At 65.7% G+C, this 19,526-nt stretch carries 9 protein-coding genes; 2 read left to right on the top strand and 7 right to left on the bottom strand.

Going from position 1 to position 19,526, the window contains the following annotated elements; translation table 11 throughout:
* From H7225_RS00715 to H7225_RS00705, 3 genes are all read right to left on the bottom strand, one after another.
* Window positions 1-365: OsmC family peroxiredoxin (locus H7225_RS00715; protein WP_290658614.1), on the bottom strand; the 365-nt coding region annotated here is incomplete at its 3' end.
* A 43-nt stretch (window positions 366-408) separates the two neighbouring features.
* On the bottom strand, window positions 409-1,479 hold the full coding sequence (locus H7225_RS00710) for a flavodoxin family protein (protein WP_290658612.1): 1,071 nt from the start codon (window positions 1,477-1,479) through the stop codon (window positions 409-411).
* A gap of 127 nt (window positions 1,480-1,606) precedes the next feature.
* Complete coding sequence (locus H7225_RS00705; RefSeq protein WP_290658611.1) at window positions 1,607-2,308, bottom strand: 4'-phosphopantetheinyl transferase superfamily protein; 702 nt, start codon at window positions 2,306-2,308, stop codon at window positions 1,607-1,609.
* Between the two features lie 179 nt (window positions 2,309-2,487).
* On the opposite strand from H7225_RS00705, the gene H7225_RS00700 reads away from it, so the two are divergent.
* Entirely contained in the window at window positions 2,488-3,315 is an 828-nt protein-coding gene (locus tag H7225_RS00700; RefSeq protein ID WP_290658610.1) for a cupin-like domain-containing protein, read from the top strand.
* A 10-nt stretch (window positions 3,316-3,325) separates the two neighbouring features.
* On the top strand, window positions 3,326-4,411 hold the full coding sequence (locus tag H7225_RS00695) for an acyltransferase family protein (RefSeq protein ID WP_290658596.1): 1,086 nt from the start codon (window positions 3,326-3,328) through the stop codon (window positions 4,409-4,411).
* On the opposite strand, the gene H7225_RS00690 is transcribed toward H7225_RS00695, so the two are convergent.
* The 4 genes from H7225_RS00690 to H7225_RS00675 all read right to left on the bottom strand — a co-directional run bounded on the left by H7225_RS00690 (window position 4,408) and on the right by H7225_RS00675 (window position 19,488).
* Complete coding sequence (locus H7225_RS00690) at window positions 4,408-5,283, bottom strand: alpha/beta hydrolase (protein ID WP_290658595.1); 876 nt, start codon at window positions 5,281-5,283, stop codon at window positions 4,408-4,410. The genes H7225_RS00695 and H7225_RS00690 overlap by 4 nt on opposite strands.
* Window positions 5,284-5,286: 3 nt before the next feature.
* On the bottom strand, window positions 5,287-6,108 hold the full coding sequence (locus H7225_RS00685; RefSeq protein ID WP_290658594.1) for an alpha/beta hydrolase: 822 nt from the start codon (window positions 6,106-6,108) through the stop codon (window positions 5,287-5,289).
* Window positions 6,105-18,467, bottom strand: coding sequence for a non-ribosomal peptide synthetase/type I polyketide synthase (locus H7225_RS00680; RefSeq protein ID WP_290658592.1), 12,363 nt, complete (start codon window positions 18,465-18,467; stop codon window positions 6,105-6,107). Before H7225_RS00680 ends, H7225_RS00685 begins: the two co-directional genes overlap by 4 nt.
* A gap of 127 nt (window positions 18,468-18,594) precedes the next feature.
* Window positions 18,595-19,488 carry an alpha/beta hydrolase gene (locus H7225_RS00675; RefSeq protein ID WP_290658590.1) on the bottom strand — a complete coding sequence of 298 codons (894 nt, stop codon included), beginning with the start codon at window positions 19,486-19,488 and terminating at the stop codon, window positions 18,595-18,597.
* Between the last annotated feature and the right edge of the window lie 38 nt (window positions 19,489-19,526).

Here is a 19,526-nt window from a genome sequence, read left to right as displayed (position 1 = left end):
GCCGCTTGTGCAATTTTCTGGAAGGCCTCTTCATCCAGCCCTGGCACCACCGCGGTCAACTGCAAGGCAATGCGGTCGATCAGGAAGCCGTCACCCTGGGCTTTGAGGTGAACGTTGGCCTGGGTGTCGACCTTGGCCGTGGCAAATCCGGCCTTGTCGCAGGCGAATGAGAACGCCATGGTGAAGCAGGCAGCGTGGGCGGCGCCCAGCAGTTCTTCCGGGTTGGTGCCACTGCGGTCGTCACCAAACCGGCTGGCAAAGCCGTAGGGGTAGTCGGTCAAGGCCTGGGTCTGCGGGGTGCTGATCTGGCCCAGGCCTTCCTTGCCCCGGCCTTCCCAATGAACGTTGGCGGTCTTGTCGGTCATGGCGTCTCTCCTGTGAGTGGTGGATGAGGTCGGGCAAGTCTATCTATTTCGCCCTGGGCGTGTTCAGCGCATGGTCGGGCTGGCTCAGGCGCCCGGCGCGCAACTCACCCACGGCATTCAAAACCGCACGGGCCACGTTGCGAACTTCCTCTTGCAGCGCTGTGTCCTTGTCCAGGGCGTCGTGGCTGTTCCAGTACGGCTCGTAGTAGCCCACGTAGCGGTCCAGCGTGGACTGCTTGCCGGCGTCGATCAGGCCCATCCAATCCAGCCAGTCGCCCAGGTTGCGGCGCTGCGATTCGATGCCGGCCACATCCCCATGCACCACCAAGCCGTAAACGCGGCCGGACAAGTGCTTGGGGAAATCCCAGCCGTCTTTTTCAATCTGCTTGGCCTCGGCGACCTTCTTGCCGTGAGTGCTAGAAGGGTCGGGGTTGCCGCCGTCCGCGCACACCAGGCGGTCGATCATCAATTTGAGCGGGCTGGGCGATTGGTACCAATAGGTGGGGGTCAGGATGATGACGCCATGCGCGGACACCCAGCGCTCGTAGATTTCCGCCATCCAGTCTTCGGCCTGGTCCAGCGCGTGATTGGGGTAGCAGCTACAGGGCCAATGGCACAAGGGCATGGCGGTGCCGACACAGCCTTTGCAGGGATGGATGGCTCGGCCGTATTCGCTGGTGATCAGGCTCAGGTCCAGCACGTCGGCATGGGCACCTGCGGCCTGCACGATTTCGCGGACCCAGTTGGTCATGCGCCAGGTTTTGGACATTTCTCCCGGGCAGGTGCCGTCGTTGCGCGCACCACCCGCGATGACCAGCACGCGGGATGGGTTGGCCGGATCGCCCCATTGTGCTTGGGCGTCTTTCAGCTTCTGGCGGGTGTCCAGCCATTGCACCGACACCTCGTAACTTGGGTCGGCAAAACCGGGGCCAGCGGGGCGTGTGATGGGCTCTTTTCGGCCCTCTGTGTAGGATTCCCACGCGATGTCCTCAAGCCGGGCGATGGCCTCCAGCTCAGTGCCGTAGGCCGGGTCCATGTAGCGCACCATGAATCGCTCGTGGAAGACTTCGCGTGTCAGGGGTTCGCCGGTCTGGCCTTTGCGGATATTGATCATGGTGAGAACCCCGGTGATGGCTGTAGGCCATCAGTATCGGCAGTCAGCGCAGCCTGTTCCGTCGGAATTCACCGCGATCCGCGCGGCGTGAAATCCTACAGGCTTTTTTCCGCCCGCAGCAGGTCTGTCACATTGCCAAAGGGCTGTTGGCGTCCGCCAATTTGGCGAAAGCCGCCATGGCCGGGATGGGCAGATCGATGCTGCTGACCGTCATGGCGCAGGCCTGGCCGTCGATGGCGATGAAAGTGCGCTGGAGCAAGCTGCCCAGTCCAGCCTCGAACTCATGGGGCTCAATGGACAGGCCGCTGCCCAGGGCTTTCAGGCAGGCCTCTTTGCGGGTCCAGCATCGGAAAAATGCTTGCAACTGCTGATCAGGTGGGGTGGCCAGGAAAACCGCGTACTCACTGGCGCTGAAGTTCTTCTGAGCCAGCAGGGGCGCATCAGCCATCGGTGCGATGAGTTCAATATCGACCCCGATGGGGTGATTCGGGCACAGGCCCACCAAGGCCCAGCCTGCGCTGTGGCTCATGTTGAAGCAAGGGGCGTTGATGTTCAACAACCGTGGTTTGCCGTGCGTGCCCTCGGTGAATTCAAGGGTGCTGGGATCAAGGCCCATGGCCTGTCCCAGGATCAGGCGCAGTGCAGCGTGGCTGGCTCGGTAGCGCCGGGCATGCAGGTCAAAGCGAAAACGACTGGCCCGATCCTGCTCGCTGATGCTGAGCCAGGGCGCATCACACCACTCTGGATGGGCATCCAGGTCGATGAGCCAAAGGGCGATGTCGGCGTGGTTTGGCGATGGCAGGGAGACAATGCTGGGGGCGACTACCATGGCGTGGATGGTAATCGGAGCCGGCCTAAGCATGGCGCGTGGCCCCGAAAACTGGTGAGTTGCACTTGATGGCCGAACGCTATGATTGGCCCCTTGGTGGCATCGGCAGAAAGAGCAACTCAGTGTTGAAATGTTTCGACGAATCCTGTGATGCATCCTTGATGGACACTCAGCCGTTCATGTTCCAGCACAAACTGGTCGGCCACCCGGCCTTGAGCATGGAGAACCTGCGTGTTGCCATCCCCGCCTTGCCTTCTGACCATGTCAAGTACTCCAAGGGGCTGCTCAAAAACGGGGACGACTTTGAGAATGCCTCGGTGCAGCAGCGCAATGGCCTGTCTCTGGAGGAGACCATCGAGTCGATCCGCACGTCAGATTCATACATCATGGTGCGCTCGCCGCAGGTGCACGATTCGTTTGGCTCGTTGTTCCGCGAGCTGAGCGCAGACGTCGAATTTTTGCTGCGCCAGCAGATGGGCGACCGGCCGGGCCTGTTGATCGCGCCCAGGCTGTACCTGTTCATCGCCTCGCCCAACAGCCACACACCGTTTCACATCGATCGCAACTCGACCATGCTGATGCAGTTTCGAGGCAGCAAGGAGATGGTGATCTTCCCATCGTGGGAGCCCAAGGTGGTGGCCGATGCCGACCGCGAGGCCTACGCGGCTTACGTCAACACCAAGCTGCCCTGGTCGCCCGACAAGGATGTCCATGCCCAGCGCTTTGACTTCAGGCCGGGCAATGGCTTGCACATCCCGTTCATGGCGGGGCACTATGTGCGCAATGGCAGCGAAGACGTGTCGATCTCGATGTCGATCATTTTCAACACGCCGCGCACTTACGGGCAGCTCAATGCCTTGCAGTTCAATCACCAGTGGCGCGGTTTGATGCGGCCCTTGGGCCTGTCGCCCACACCCGTGGGCGGTGTGGATTGGCGTGATTCGGCCAAGTCGAACATTTGGCGGGCGAGGTCGCGCATTCGCCGTTCGCTGGGCATGGTGGATTGATCGGCTGACCATGAATCCGACTTTGTCCATTTGGCTGGAGTTGAGCCGAATCCTGGCCGCTCTGGCGGTTTTCATTGGCCACTCGGCCGGTTTGGGCGTTGCGCCCGCTGACGTGATCATCCAGTGGCACCGTTCGGCCGACGACGCGGTCACGGCCTTCTTCGTGATCTCGGGGCTGGTGATCGCTTACACGACTCAGTCCAGCAATGGCACAGCGCGGCAATACGCGATAGCCCGGCTGTCTCGGGTTTACTCGGTGGCCTTGCCGGCGGTTTTATTCGCGCTCGCGGTGGACCACGTCGGCATGCACTTCGATGTCAGCCAGTACGAGCCGACTTGGCAGTATCCCAAACTGTGGCTGTACCTGCCCTTGCATTGGCTCTTTCTGGGTGAAACCTGGTTCGGTGCCATCTACCCGTTCACCGTGGCGCCGTATTGGTCATTGGGCTACGAGGTCTGGTACTACGTGTTGTTTGGCTGTGTCACGTTTTTGAGTGGGCGCACGCGTTGGGTGGTGTCGGCGCTGGTGTTGATGGTCATGGGGCCACGCATTTGGTTGCTGTTGCCCACCTGGTGGCTTGGGGTTTTGTTGTGCCGCCAGTTGGATCGGCTGCGTGTTCGGCAAGGGGCCGCGTTTGGCTTGATGGCTTTGGCGCTGGTGGGCTATGGCCTGTTTTTGACCAGCGGCTGGCGTGGCGTCACCGACGAGGCCTCTCAGCGGCTGTACGCGATGTTCAGCACGCTGTTGCCTGTGCCGTTCAACCGTGGATCGACCGTTCATGTGTTGTCGGACTATGTGGTGGCGGTGCTTTTCGCGGTCTTCTTAATCGGCTGCGCCAGTTGCCGGCTTGACTTTGGCAAGGCGGCTGGCTTGGTGATCCGCAAGCTGGCAGGCTACACCTTCACTTTTTACCTGATCCACTTCACGCTGCTGGTGTTGGCCCGGGCCTTGGGCTTCAGCAGCGTGGGTTGGGGTGTCTATGCCCTGATCCTGGCCGGAGTTTTGGCCACGACCTGGGCCATGGCTCAGATCGGCGAGCAGCGGCGCGGCTGGTACCGCACCCTGTTTGCCAAGGCGATTGGCAAACAGGTTTAGGGCTTCAGCCCTCGACTGAGCAGGCGCTCTTTCAGCCAGCGGTTAACGTCCTGGATGAAGGCTTGCTGGGCAGGCTGGCGGGTGAGCAGGTGGTCGCTCAAGGCCAGTTGCTCGAAGGCCACGCCTTGCACGAAGGCCTCGCCTTTGAACATGTCGTGGAACTGGCCCCGGTAGGCGTACCACTCGGGTTCGCCGCCGCTGTAGTAAAAGAACAGCTCCACGCCTTGGCCCACCAATGTGCGAAAGCGCTGTGTGTATTCCTCGCGCGAGGTGACGGGGGCCGAGGTCAGGCTTTCGTAGGCATTGACGGGGGCGCGGGCGCTGCTCTCGCCATGGCTGGCGGCCGTGGTTGGTGGGCGGACCTTTGCGATGAACCGCCGCGCAATCCCTTTGACACCCGCACGGCGCAGCCGATACGCCAGTTTGTAGAGCTTGGACAGCCGCGTCGGGAAAGCATAGAAATCCCACAGCACGGCACCGCGCAGGCGCGCATCGGCCAGGGCGGTGAGGTGGGCCACCTCCGCGCCCGAGCAAAAGCCCACCATGAAGAAGCGATCGCAGCCCAGGCGGGCTTGGGCCTCGTCCATGGCGGCGCGCGTGTCGGCCACCCATTGCTCGACCATGGGCAGCGAGCCGGTCGCGCGGCGGCTGTCGCCCAGGCCGCTCATGTCGAAGCGGATGCTGGGGATGCCCATGCGAGCGAAGTGCCTGGCCAGGTGCACGTTCATGCGGTGCGGGCCGGAGCGGGGGATGACGCCCGAGTTGGTCAGCACGGCGCACCAGTTCTGCGTCGGGCTGCCCGGTGAAGCTTGGGTCAGGGTGGCGACGATGTGTTGCTCGGCGCCCAGGATCAGGGAGTGTTCTTCGGTCATGGCTCAGTCAAGTGCGGCCAGCATGAGGCGCAAGGCGTCGGGTGGCACGATGGCCGTGCCCAGGGCTTGGCTGGACAGCCAGTTGGTGCGGGTCTCGACGGTGTGCAGGTGCAGGCGCTCGCTGCTGATGGGCGGCAGGGCCTGGCGCTGTTCGGCATGCAGCGCGCAGGTCAGGGTCATGCCTCGGCGCAGGGCGGGCGCCAGGGGCAGCTCGCGGATCTCGGTCAGCTCGGCCACCAGGCGCGGGCCCATGGCAAAGCCCAGCACATCGCCAGGCGCTTGGGGTTCAGTCACGCGGCCTTGCCTCAGCAATTGATCCCAGGGGTGGCCAAACTCGCGCGACAGCTCGGCGCGGTGCCCGTCGCACAGGCTTTGGAGGTAGGCGAGCCCGTCGATGATGGGCTCCCACAGCACCAGGTGGCTGGGCACGGTGTCGGTGCGGGCCGAGGCTCGCAAGGCCAGGTTGGCGCCCAGGCCCATGCCGAACCAGCGGATGGGGCCGGGGCTGTTGGCCTGCAGTTGCGTGTGCGCGGCGAGGGTGTCTTCGACCCAGTCGCTCAGGGATTGGTCTTGCTCTTCGCCGGGCGAGTCGGCGGTGCCGTGGTAGTCAAAGCGAAGCACGTCGCAGCCCTGGCGCGCCAGCCGTTCTGACAGCACGCGGTACATGGCCGCGGTGCGCGTGGCCTCTTGGCCCAGCGGGCGGCACAGCACAAAGGCCCCGCGTTTTGGGACCTCGGCACTGGCTTTCTGAACCACGCCCATGCACAGGCGAGAGGGGGATCCGAACGAGCTGACCGAGATGTTCATGCCTTCTTGGGTGTTCATGCGCGCCTGACCAGTCCGACGATGCGTTGCATCAGGCTGCCTGAGGTGGCCGTGGCAGGCGGCGCGGCGGTGGTGTGGTGGGCCGCCTGGTCCGCGTCAGCGTTGTAGACCATGGCCAGTTGGGACAGGGTGTCAAACACATAGCGCTGCGGAGAGATGCGTTTGCCCAGGGCTTGTTCTATTTTTTGAACGGCTTGCATGACTTGCAATGAGGTGCCGCCCAGGTCAAAGAAGTTGTCGTGAAGGCTGATGTTCTTCAAACCCAGGATGTCTTCCCAGACCTTGGCGATGAGTTGCTCGGTGGGGGTGCCCGGGTTGGCCGAGGCCGCGCGGCGGGTGCCCGTGGGTTCGATCTGCTCGTCCAGGCTTTGCAGTCGGCCGTCGTTGCGCCAGCGTGCCGGAACGCCGGTGTGGATCACCGCCTTGCCCAGCGTCAGTTGCAGGTGGCCGGCGGCGCCAACCGGCAGCAGGGTTTGATGTTGTTCGTCCACGATGGACAGGACGCCGTCGAGCAAGGGGCGGCCCATCACACCAGAATCGCGTCGGCCGGTCAGCAGGTCGGCGGTGACCGGCAGGCCCAAGGGGGCAGGGCGGTGGCAGGACAGCACGGTGCAGCCCGCCTCGAGCAAGGCCTTGACCAAGTCGGGCGTCGATTCGGTGGCTTGCAGCCAGGCGGTCAGCGAGAGCGTGGCGCCTTGGCGGGCGGCCAGGATGCGCCGCCAGGTGTTGGCGGGTGCTTCCAGTTGGCCGATGGATTGCGTCTTGATGAGCTTGATGAGGTGCAGGCCGTCCTGGGCCTGGGGCGCAGGCACGACGACCAGGCAGGCTTGGGCCGCCCAGGTTTGCAGGGCCTGGAGCAGCATGGAGGGCGCGGTGGCCGGGTCGTCCAGCACCATGACTTGGTCGGAGGGCAACACCTGCGTGTGGCCGGCCAGGGCGGCGCACAGGCTGGACAAGGTCGCCTTGTTCACGGCGATGGTGGGTGTGGTTACTTCCGTGGGGCTGGCGTTGATGTGCGCGCCGGGCAAGGTGTTCGTGTCCACCCAGGGTGCCGTGCCAGGGGGCGGTCGCTGGTCGCTGACGAACACGGCGTGGTTGGCATGGCTGGGCAGGGGCGCGCCCAGCAGCACTTGCGCTTCGCAACGCAGCGCTGCCACGCCCGCCAGCAGCCTGATCAAGGGGTCGGTGGTGTGGACCACCACGGTGTCGCGTGCGCCAGTCAGGTGAGGGCGCAGCAGCCCTTCGAGTTGATCCAGGCGCAGACCCAACTCGCCCAGGCTCAGGCTTTGATCACCCAGGCGCAACGCGGGTCGGCCTGGTTGGGCCTTGATGTGGGCGATCAGCGCCTCGACGATGTCAGGCGCGGCGTCCTGCCTGGGCAAGGCCGCCTGGCTCAAGCGCTTGAGCTGATCCTGATCGGTCGGGCTGGTGGCCAGCAACTGGCGAACGGGCTGGCGTGGATCGCTGGCGAGCTCACTCAGCAGGCGCAGGAAGCGGTCGCGCAGTGCGGCCACGGTGGCGGGCTGGAAGAGCTCGGCGTTGTACTGCAGGCCGCCTTCGATGCCGCCGGGGATCTCAACCATCCACAGGTTCAGGTCTTCGGTGGCGCCCTTTTGCAGCAGCGGGATGCGCTCGTGGGCCAGCGGGCCCCAATGGGTCTGGCGCTGGCGGGCATCCTGGAAGGAGAACATGACCTGGTACAGGCGCGTGGCCGCACCGGCGCGCTGACCATCTAGGTCGCGCGCGAGCACTTCGAACGGTGCGTCCTGGCTGGCAAAGGCGTCGACCATGGTCTGGCGCACGGACTTGATCCAGTCGGTGCAGCTCAGGGTGGTGTTGACCGCCAGGCGGATGGGCAGCATGTTGTTGAAGAAGCCCATGAGGCCTTCGAGCTCGGCGGCGGTGCGCCCGCGCACGGGCATGCCGATGGCCGGGTGGCTGTCGCCCAGCCATTGCGACATCAAGGCCGCGTAAACCGAGAGCATGACGATGCTGACCGTGCTGCCGGTTTGCTTGGCGACCTCGCGGACTTGCTCGACGAGGGTGCTGTCCATGTGCATCCACTCGGTCGAGCCCAGGCCACTGGTGGCCAGTTGCCGGGGCACGTCGCCCACGGGCGCCTTGGGCAAGGGGCCGGTGGCGAACTGCTTGGTCCAGTAGGCGACCTGGTCTGAGAGCTCCTGGCTTTGCAGCCACTCGGTGTGCCATTGGGCATAGTCGCCGTAGGTGATGGTGGGCGCGGGCAGCGAGGGGGTTTCGCCTTTGAGGAAGGCCTCGTACAGCGCCGAAATCTCGGTGTAAAGGATGTCGAAAGACCAGCCATCCCACAGCACGTGGTGGGTCATGAAGAACAAGGCGTGCTGCTGATCGCTCAGCTTGAACAGGCGCATCTTGAGCAAGGGCGCCTGGCCGAGGTCGAAGGTCTCGGCGGTGAGCGCGTCCAGGCGCTGGGCCAGCAACGCCTCTTGCGCGGCGCCACTCAGGTGGCTCAAGTCTTCCAGCGGCAGCAGGCTGACATCGATGTGATCAAAGGTCCTCTGGATGTGGTGGTCGCCTTCGCGCACGATGGAGGTGCGCAAGGCCGGTTGTCGGCGCACCATCTCTTGAAAGGCGCGGTCGAAGGCGGCCAGGTCCATGGGGCCAGTGAGGCGGTGGGCCGAGGGCGCGTTGTAGACCACGCGGCCGGGTTGCAACTCTTCAATGAAGCGGATGCGCTCTTGCATCAGGGTCAAGGGTGCCGTGCCTTGCTGGGCTCGGTGCACGATGGGCGCGCGTTGGGCGGCGGGGTTGGCTGCGCCGCTTTGTTGCTCGATGGCGCTGGCCAGCTTGGCGACCGTGGGCGCTTCGAACAAACTGCGCAAAGTCAGCTGCAAGCCCAGTTGCTTGTTGAGTTGCCCGATCACGCGGGCGGCCAGCAGTGAGTGGCCACCCAGCGCGAAGAAGTCGTCGTCAATGCTGACTTGGGGCACTTTGAGCATGGTCTGCATGGCCTGGGCGATGGCCTGCTCCAGCTCGTTGCGCGGGGCTTGGGCCAGCGCGCTGAGCGTGGCCTTGGTTTCGGCGGGTGCGGGCAGGGCCTTGCGGTCGATCTTGCCGTTGGGCAGCAGCGGGATCGTGTCCAGGATGACCGTGTGCTGCGGCAGCATGTACTCCGGCAATTGGGCCGACAGGTGGGCCTTGACCTGGGCCGCATCGGGCGGCGTGCCTTGGGGCACGATGTAGGCGACCAGGCGCACATCGCCGGGCCCGAACTCGCGGGCCACGACCACGCAGCGCTTGACTTGGGCGTGGCTGGCCAGTTGCGTTTCGATTTCGCCCAGCTCAATGCGGTTGCCGCGGACCTTGACCTGGTGGTCGGCCCGGCCCAGGTACTCGATGGCGCCGTCATCCAGCCAGCGGCCCACGTCGCCCGTTTTGTACAGGCGGCCACCGGGGTTGAAGGGGTCGGGCAGGAAGCGCTCGGCGGTGAGGTCGGGGCGGGCCACGTAGCCCATGCCGACCTGGACGCCGCCGATGTAGAGCTCGCCTTCGGCGCCCACCGGCAGCAGGCGCAGTTGCTCGTCCAGCACGTGCATGCGCGTGTTGGCGATGGGGCGGCCAATCGGCACGATGCGGCGCGGATCGTTGGGGCGGCAAGCCCACCAGGTCACGTCAACGGCGGCCTCGGTCGGGCCATACAGGTTGCCCAACTGGGCGTGCGGCAGGCACTCGAAGAAGCGATCGACGGCATCGATGGGCAGGGCTTCGCCCGAGCACAGCACTTGCCGCACCGAGGTGCACTGGTCCAAGCCGGGTTCTTCCAAAAAGAGGTGCAGCATGGAGGGCACGAAGTGCAGCACGGTGACCCGCTCCTGGCGGATCAGGCCGGCCAAGTAGCTGGCGTCGCGGTGCCCATCGGGCTTGGCCACGACCACGGTGGCGCCGGTCATCAGTGGCCAAAAGAACTCCCAGACCGACACATCGAAGCTGTAGGGCGTTTTCTGGATGACGCGGTCTTGCTCGGTGAGTTGGTATTCCTGCTGCATCCATTGCAGCCGGTTGACGATGCCCTGGTGCGCGTTCATGGCGCCCTTGGGCCGGCCTGTCGAGCCCGAGGTGAAGATGACGTAGGCCGGGTCTTGTGGTGTGCCGACCAGCGGGCCTGTTGTTGCGATGTCGTGCGTGGTGCTTTGTGCGGGTTCGTCCACGCGCAGGATGTAGGCCGAGGCCGGGAAGGCCGAGCCCGCCTTGGCCCATTCGGCCTGGCGCGTGACGATGACGTTCATGGACGCGTCTTCGCACATGTGGGCCAGGCGCTCGTTGGGGTAGGCCGGATCGAGCGGCACGTAGGCGCCGCCGCTGTAGACCACGCCGACCAGGGCGGCGACCAGTTCGATGCTGCGCTCCAGGCAGACGCCAACCAGGGTGCCGGGCACCACGCCTTGAGCGCGCAGGCGGTGGGCCAGGGCCCAGGCTTGCTGGTTGAGCTGGGCGTAGCTGATGTCCTGGCCTTCAAAGCGAACGGCGATGGCGTGGGGGTGCTGTTGGGCGCTGCGGCTGATGAGGTCGCCCAGGCGCAGGCCGGTCTCATAGGCGGTGTTGGTGGCGTTGAAGGCTTGCAGGCGCGCCAGGTCTTGGGGGCTGAGCGAGGCGGCGGGTGACGCGGTTGCCGGTGCGCCACTTGTTTGCGTGATCTCGCTCAACAGTGCTTGCAGGTCGGCGACAAGTTCGGCGGCCCGTTGCGGGCTGAAGAACTCGGTGCTGTGGTGCAGGTCCAGCGTCAGGGCCTGCGGTGTCTCATAGAAGTTGAAGATGACTTCGCTGAGCAGGCCCAGCTTGCGCCCTTCGTGCATCTGCGCTTGCAAAGGCGCAAAGCCGCTCAGGTCCACGCGCGGGTTCAGGTTGAAGAACACGCCGGTCAGCGGTGGGCGGCTGCCAATGCTGGGCCGGCCAATGGCGCGGGCCACGCTGCCTTGGGTGGCCAAGGGGTGTTCCAGCGCGTCCATCAAACTGTTGCGGGCGTGGCCGAGAACGGCCTCGAAGCTTTGGCCCGCCTGGCATTGCAAACGCAAGGGCAGGTCGAGCACGCCGTCGGCGATCAGGGGCGCGTGGCGTGCCAGGCTTTGGCTGGCATAGGGGATGGACACCACGAAGTCATCTTGCCCGCTGCGCCGCTGGATCAGCATGCTCACGGCGGCCAGCATGACCTGGAACAAGGTGGCTTTGTTATGGCGGGCCTTGGCTTGCAGCGCGGCCAACACCGGGCCATCGATTTGAGCCCGGAGGGTGTCGCCGTCAAAGCGGCGTGGCGTTGGGGGTGTGCGGTCGCCCAGGCTCATGGGCTGGGGGGCGTGGCTCAAAGCCTGGCGCCAGAAGGCCAGATCTTCCTGACCTTGGGGGCCCTCCCAACGGGCTTGCTCGTCGATGGCAAAGCGGCGCGGCGATTCGGCGGCGACGGGCCAGGTGGGGCTCAGGCCCAGGCTGCGGGCGCGGTAGGCGGTGGCCAGGTCGGCCAGCATCACGCTGGAGGCCCAGCCGTCAAACACCAGGTGGCTGGCCACGAGGTGCACGACCACGCGGCCATCGCTCAAGTGCAGCAGGCTCACGCGGGCCAAAGGCGCTTCGCTCAGGGCGAGATCCTGGCGGCTGGCTTGCTCGCAGAAAGCGTCCAGCGCTTGGGCCGCATCGGCTTGGCCGCGCAGGTCGACGCGGGCAATGCTGGGCTGGTGGCGTTCGTCCAGGATCTGCAGCGGCTCGGTCGCATCGAAGTGGATGCGGAAGGCTTCGTGGCGTTGCAGCACGTCTTGCAAGGCGGCTTCCAGCGCGGTTTCGTGGACATCGCCTTGCAGGCTCAGGCAGAAGGATTCGTTGAGCGCGATGCGCGCGTTGGCGTCGAAGCTGGCGGCCAGCCAACGCTCGGTCTGGCCGGGCGTCAAGGGGGCGGGGTTGGGCAGGGCTGCGCGCTCGGGCGGTGGCGTGCTGCCCTCGCGCGGCGCGATGAAGCCCAGGGCCATCAACTCATCAAGCGATTGGGTGAACACGGTGAAGATGCGGTCCAGCTCGGCATCGCCCATGGCCTCGGTGACGAAGTGGCCGAACTGCTCGTACAGGTGCAGGCCATGAAAGCGCAGCAGGTAGTAAAACAGGCTGACGTACTTCTGGTTGTCGTCCCAGGTCAGGCGCCACAGCGAGGCGCAGTGCACGGCCTTGACCGGCGCGCCGCGAGACGCAAACGCGCTGTTCAATCGATCGACCAAACTCTGCGTGCGGCCGTTGAGCGTGGCGTACAGCTGGCGTCCGCCCTGCTTGAGGTGCAGCAGTGAAGCGCGCGCGGCGGCCAGGGCCAGCGGGTGGCGCACAAAGGTGCCTGCGAAGTAGGTGACGCCCGCTTCGGGGTAGGAGTCATCGCCGTATTGCCAGTGGCCACCGTCCAGCGCGTCCAGCCAGGCCGACCCGCCCGCGATGGCGGCAAAGGGCAGGCCGCCGCCGATGATCTTGCCGTAGGTGGAGATGTCGGAGCGCACGCCGTAGAACTCTTGTGCGCCGCCGGGGGCCAGCCTGAAGCCGGTGACGACCTCGTCGAAGATCAGCGCGCAACCGGCCTTGTCGGCGATCTGTCGCAGCGATTGCACGAAGGCGCGCGGTTGCAAGGTGGGGTACTTGTTCTGGATGGGCTCGATCATGATCGCGGCCAGTTCATGGCCGCGATCGCGCAAAACTTTCAGCGAGTCTTCACTGTCGTAGTCCAGCACCAGGATGTTTTCGACAGCGTTGGCCAGGATGCCCGGCGCGGCCGACAGCGAACGCAGTTGCTTGGTGCCGCGCACGATGACTTCGTCAAAGATGCCGTGGTACGAGTTGGTGAAGATGGCGATCGTCTTGCGGCCCGTCACCGTGCGTGCGATGCGCATGGCGCCCATCACGGCTTCCGAGCCGGTATTGCAAAAGGCCACCCGCTCCATGCCCGTGAACTCGGAGATCAGCTCGGCCACCTCGGCCGCCATGGGGTGTTGCGGCCCGACTTCGATGCCCAGGTCCAACTGGTCTTTCATGGCCTGAATCACGCTGTCGGGTTGGTAGCCCAGCAGGTTGGCGCCAAAGCAAGACAGCAGGTCGATGTACTCGTTGCCATCGATGTCCCACACGCGAGCGCCCTTGGAGCGGTCGGCCACGATGGGGTAGACCAGGTCTTTCCACAGCGTGTTGAAGCCGGTGACCACGCGCGGGTCGGCCATGACCTTGCGGTGCTTCTGGCTGAAGGCCTTGGACTGGCCAGTGCGGGCGTTGTAGCGTGTGATGAAGTCGTCCAGCCATTGGCGCTGGGCGGGCGTGAAGTCGGTCTGCGCGTTCAGCGTGATGCGGGCCGAGGCGCCAAAGGGCTTTTCAAGCAGGGATGTTTTGGAGGGCTGGTCCAGCGCGGTCAAAGCGGCCGCCGGTGCAGGTGCACTGGTCTGAACCAGCACAGGCGCGCTCATCACGCCTTGACCAGACAGCAGGGCCAGTTGCTGGGCCATCAACTGCATCTGCTGCTGGATCAGTTGATGGACGGCATCGCCCTGGACTGGCGCGAAGGTGTTGGCGAACACCGCCTGGACCATGGGCTGCGCGGCCGCCACCGGCGCGGCCACGGGCGCCGACGCAAATTTGTCGGCAGGCAGTTGGGCATCGAGAAACTCGCCCAGCTTGGCCACGGTGTCCAGGTCTTCCAGCAGGCGGCGAAAGCGCAGCTTGACGCCGAACACGCGCTCCAGTTCCAGCGTGGCCTGGGTCAGTGACAGCGAATCCAGCCCCTGGTCGACAAAGGTGGCGTCGCGGTGCACGGACTCGGCGGGGATGCCCGAGACCTCCATGAGGATGCGGGTGAGTTCCTGTTCAAGGCGGGGTAGGCGGCTCATGGGCGGGACATCCTCTGGAACGGGCGAAGCAGGAAGAAGAACGGGGGTGTCGGTGGCCACCACAGGCGCCACGGTGCGGCGTTTGAACCAATGCACCTCGCCCCGGAAGGGGTAGGCGGGCAAGGGCCACCGGCGGGCGTGGCGAGAGACGGGCCAGGCCACGTCGACGCCCGCGCACCACAAGGCACCGATGCCTTGCAAGGCACGCGTGGCGGGCGCGCCCGGGTCTTGCGCGGGGCCCAGCAAGGCCACGATGCGGGGCACGGTGTTGTCGGCCGTGCGGTGTTGGCGCAGCAAAGCGGTCAAGGCCTGACTGGGGCCGACCTCGACAAACACCGTGTCACCTTGGGCAAGCTCGGCTTGCACCGCGCGGCTGAACTGCACGGTGGCGCGCACCTGCCGGGCCCAATAGGCCGGGTCGGTGGCTTCACTGGCCAGCACGGGCGCGCCGCTGATGCACGAATACACCGGGATGCTGGGCGCGCTCAGGGTGGCACGGGCCAGCGCTTGCGCCACCTGCGGCAAGGCGCCGTCCATGCTGGCGCTGTGGAAGGCGTGCGAGACCTTCAAGCGCGTGGTGCCGATGTCCTGGGCTTCCAGCTGGGTGGCGAAGGCGGTGATGTCATCAAAGCCACCGGCCACCACCGTCAAGGTTGAGGCATTGGCGGCGGCCAGCTCGACCCCCGCCGGCAGCAAGCGGCCGACCACATCGCCACTGGCACGCACGGCCAGCATCGCGCCCGGCGGCTGCTCGAACATGGCTTGGCCACGGGCGATGACGGCGCGCATGGCATCGGCCAGCGACAAAACGCCAGCATGGCAAGCCGCTGCGTATTCGCCAATGCTGTGGCCAATCATGGCCTGCGGCTTGATCCCCAAGCTGTCCAGCCAAACGGCCAATGAGTACGACACCGCGAACAGCGCAGGCTGGGCGTGCCGGGTTTCGGCCAGGCTGGCGGCGGCCACGGCATCACTGGGTTCGGCCTCGACCAGCCAGGTGCGCAGCTGGGCGGCCAGATCGGCTGGTGCCACGGCCAGGCATTGTTCAAAGGCTTCGCGGAAGGCCGGGGCCTGATCCATCAACTGACGGGCCATGCCCGGATGCTGCGAGCCCTGGCCCGGGAACAGGAAGACCACCCGGGGTTTGGCCTTGGGGACGGCGCTGGCGGCTTTCAGGTCGCGCAGGGCGGCCACGGCCGAGGCGGCATCGCTGGCCACCACGGCCACGCGGTGGGCCATGGGCTGGCGACCACGAGTCAAGGTGGCGACCAGGCTGGACAGGGGTGTGGTCGGGTGGCGCTCCAGGTGGCTGGCCAGGTCTTGGGCCCGCTGCAGCGCGGCCTGGGGTGATCGGGCCGACAAGGGCAGCAGGTGCAAGCGGCCAGCCACTTCGTCTTCGGTCACCGCCTGCACGGGCGCTTCTTCCAGCACCACGTGGGCATTGGTGCCGCCCACGCCAAACGAGCTGACCGCCGCGCGACGCACCTGCGGGCCACGCGGCCAGGCACGTGCCTCGGCCTGGACCTTGAAGGGCGTGTTGGCCAGGTCGAGCTGCGGGTTGGGCTGGCGGTAGTGCAGCGTGCCCGGGATGATTTCGCGGTGCATCGACAGTGTGGCCTTGATCAGGCCCAACACACCAGCGGCCGCCACCGTGTGGCCCAAGTGGCCTTTGATGGAACCGAGCTGGCAGAACTGCTTGTCAGCGGTATCGCGGGACCAGGCCCGGCTCAGGGCGGCGATCTCGATGGGGTCGCCCAGCGAGGTGCCGGTGCCATGCGCCTCGACGTAGCCGATGCTGCGGGCATTGACGCCCGCGTGGTCCAGCGCCATGGCGATGGCCTCGGCCTGACCGCTGACGCTGGGCGCGGTGAAGCTGGCCTTGTCGCCGCCATCGTTGTTCAGGCCGACGCCCTTGATCACGCCATAGACCGTGTCGCCATCGGCCAGGGCCTGCTTCAGGCGTTTGAGCACGACCACGCCGCCGCCACTGGCGAACACGGTGCCCGAAGCTTCGGCATCGAAAGGGCGGCAGCGGCCATCGGCCGATTCCATGCTGCCTTCGACGTGCAGGTAGCCGCTGATCTGCGGCACGACCAGGGTCACGCCACCGGCCAGCGCCACATCGCATTGGCCTTGCGCCAAGGCATGCCAGGCCTGTGTGATGGCCACCAGCGATGTCGAGCACGCCGTGTGGATGGACACCGCCGGGCCGCGCAGGTTGAGGCGGTTGGCCGCGCGGGTGGCCACGTAGTCCTTCTCGCTGGCCAGCATGGTGGCGAACTCGCCGTGGCGCTGGATCAGCTCGGGGTCTTCCTGCCGCATGGCGGGCAGGTAGGTGTTGTTGGCACTGCCCGCGTACACGCCAATGCGGTCCTGACCTCGGCTCGGGTCGATGGCGGCGTTTTCAAGTGCGGACCAGCACAGCTCCAGGAACAGGCGCTGCTGGGGGTCGAGCACGGTGGCTTCGCGCGCCGAGATGCCGAAGAAGGCCGCGTCAAAGCGGTCGGCGTCTTCCAGCACACCACGAGCGGCCACGAAGTTGGGGCGATTGCGCAGATCTTGCGGCACCGACGGGTCCAACTCGTGCGGCGCGAAACGGCGGATGCCTTCTCGGTCGGCCAGCAGGTTGTCCCAGAAGGTGTCCAGGTCATGGGCGTTGTCAGCCCGCACCGACATGCCGATGATGGCGATGCCGTCGTGGTCTTGCGGGCTGGTGGGCCCATGGCGCCGAACCGGTGCGGCCGCGCCTTCGAGGCTGTCGCGCATGCCGGCGATGGTGGGTCGGTCGTACACCTCGGCCACCGACAGGTTCAAACCGAGTTGCTTGAGGCGGCCCACGAAGCGCATCACCAGCAGCGACCGGGCGCCAGCATCGAACACATTGGCGTCGTCGGCCAGGTCGCTCAAGCCCAGCAGTTCTTGCCAGACGCTGCGCAGCCGGTCGATCACGGGCAAGCTGGACAAGTCAGCGCTGGCTGACGGCTCGATGGCGGGCAAGGGCAGGCTGCGCCGGTCGATCTTGCCGCTGGGCGTGGTGGGCAGCTTGTCCAGCGCGATGAAGCGCACGGGGATCATGTAGTCCGGCAGGCGCTCGCGCAGCCATTGCCGCCACGGCCCCAGCATGTGCGCCAGCGCCGGGCTGCCAGGGCGCAACACCACGTGGGCCACCAACTGGCGGCCCGAGCCGGGCACGTTGGGTGCGGTCACGGCGGCGTCTTGAACGGACTCGTGGGCCATCAGGGCCAACTCGATGTCGCCGGGTTCGATGCGGAAGCCGTCCACCTTGAGCTGTTGGTCAATGCGGCCTTGGTAGGTCAGCACACCCTCGCCATGGCGGCTGACCAGGTCGCCCGTGGCGTACCAGCGGCCGGGCAGATCGGCGGGGCCGTCCAGAAAGCGGTCGGCACTCAATTGGGCCTGGCCCAAATAGCCGTGGGCCAATGTTTCGCCACCCAGCAGCAGTTCGCCGGTGTCGCCCACGCTGAGCAGGCCGGTCTCGGGATCGCGCAAGGCCACCAAGACATGCGGCAAGGCCGTGCCGATGGGCGGGATGCCGGGCCAGGAGGCCGGCGGGCCGGTCAACTCGAAGGCGGTGACCACATGGCTTTCGGTCGGGCCATAGTGGTTGTGCAGTGCCGCCTGTGGCAGGCGCTCGAACAGGGCTCGGATGGTGGGGGTGACTTGCAATTGCTCGCCCGCACTCACCACCTCGCGCAGGACCAACGGTGGCTTGCCTTCTGCGTGGGCCTCTTCATCGGCCTGGGCCAGCATCTGCAAGGCCACATAGGGCAAAAAGATGCGCTCAACGCCTTGCGTTTGCAGGGCCTGGCGCAACAAGGCCGGATCACGCCGGTGGCTGTCGGGTATCAAGACCAGCGTGCCGCCGCACGCCAGGGTCGAGAAGATCTCCTGAAAATGCACATCGAAGGACAAGGGCGCGAACTGCAGGGTGCGAGCTGTTTGACCCAGGCGGGGATGCTGCGCATGCCACTGGATCAAGTGGCGCAAGGGCAGGTCGCCCATGGCCACGCCTTTGGGCCGACCGGTGGAACCCGAGGTGAACAGCACGTAAGCCAGGTCACTGGCGGCGGCGTAGGGCATGCCCTGTGGGGCCGCGACTGCATGCAGGCTGGGCATGGGGCCGACCAATGCTTGCAGGGCTGACAAGGCGCCAGGTTCACCTACCACCACCCGGGGTTGCGCATCCGTCAACATGGCCTGCAAGCGGTCGGCCGGGTAGCTCAGGTCCAAAGGCACATAGGCCACGCCCGCCTCAACGGCGGCCAGGATGGCGATCACGGTGTCGGCGGACCGGGTGGCGGCGATGGCGATGCGGTCACCGGGCACCAGCCCGGCTGCGAGCAGTAATTGAGCCTGCTGATGAACCTTGTTTGACAAGACCGCGTAACTCAGCCGAGTTTCCGAATACTCCAGGGCGATGCCGTCGGGGTTTTTGTCAGAGGCGGCGCGCAACCAGTGGCTCAAGGCCGGTGGGGTCGTGACATTCCTGCTGCTGGGTATTTCTTGTGTGGCCATGGGCACCGTCGTCATTCGACCCAATGGGCGCGAGGGGGGGGGCGTATCTTGAAAATGATACGACAGTCGGGATTATTCAGGCCATCCCCTGAAACTGTGTGATCAAGTATCTTTTCAACATTTGGGCGGTTTGAACCGGTGTTTCCTGCATGAAGCAGTGCCCGCCCGGCGTTTGAATGTCGCTGACATGTGGATTGATGGATTTCCACTGTTGCACGGACGCCGCGATGAATGGGAACGTTTGCTCGGCATGAATCACCTGAACCGGGGTTTCGATCCGGTTAAGGGCTGTCCACAGGCCATGAGCCACCGAGCTGAAAACCTCGGATTCCCGGTCGGGTGAGCATTTCAGTTCAACGCCGCCATCGGCCGAGGGGCGCAAGGCATGGTCGACGAAGGCCTGCAGGGCGGGCGCCGCCCAGTTTTTATACACGCCCCGGCCTTCCAGCGCTTCGCGCGCGGTGTCGCGGTCTGGCCAGTGGCTTCTCCGGGCCCTGGCCTTGCGTGCCAGCTCGTTGTGGCCGGCCAGCCCGGTCCATTGGGCCATCTGCGCGGCCCACAGCACTTGGGGATGCAGGATCACCGGGTCCAACAGCACCGCGCGGTCAAACAAGCCAGGATGCTGTGCCACCGCCAGGCTGGTCAGCACGCCGCCAAAACTGTGGCCCACCGCATGGCGGGGCACGCCTTCGAACAAGGATAGATGTGCTTTGAAGGCCTCGACGGCCAGCTCCGCACTGCGGTTCCAGCCCACGAAGCGCCCGCCTGGGTCGCTGTCGCCGTGGCCTTGCGCATCGCTCAGCCACAGGTCGAATTCGGGCGCCAGCAGGGTCAGCAGGGGCTCGTACACCCTGCCGCAAAAACCGTTGCCGTGGATGAAGTGCAACAGCGGTTTGCCCGTGGGGGGCGTGTGCCACCCTCGCAAAGCAAACCCTTCCCGACCGGTGTAAACCCAAGGAATCAACTGCATGTGGACCTGAGAAATTGGAGTGAGCGTGATGGGTTAGC

The organism is Aquabacterium sp., from assembly GCF_014378415.1.
In the GTDB taxonomy this organism is placed as follows: Bacteria; Pseudomonadota; Gammaproteobacteria; order Burkholderiales; family Burkholderiaceae_C; genus Aquabacterium.
Note: the sequence above shows the minus strand (reverse complement) of the source record. Positions and strands in the feature narration are given on the sequence as shown.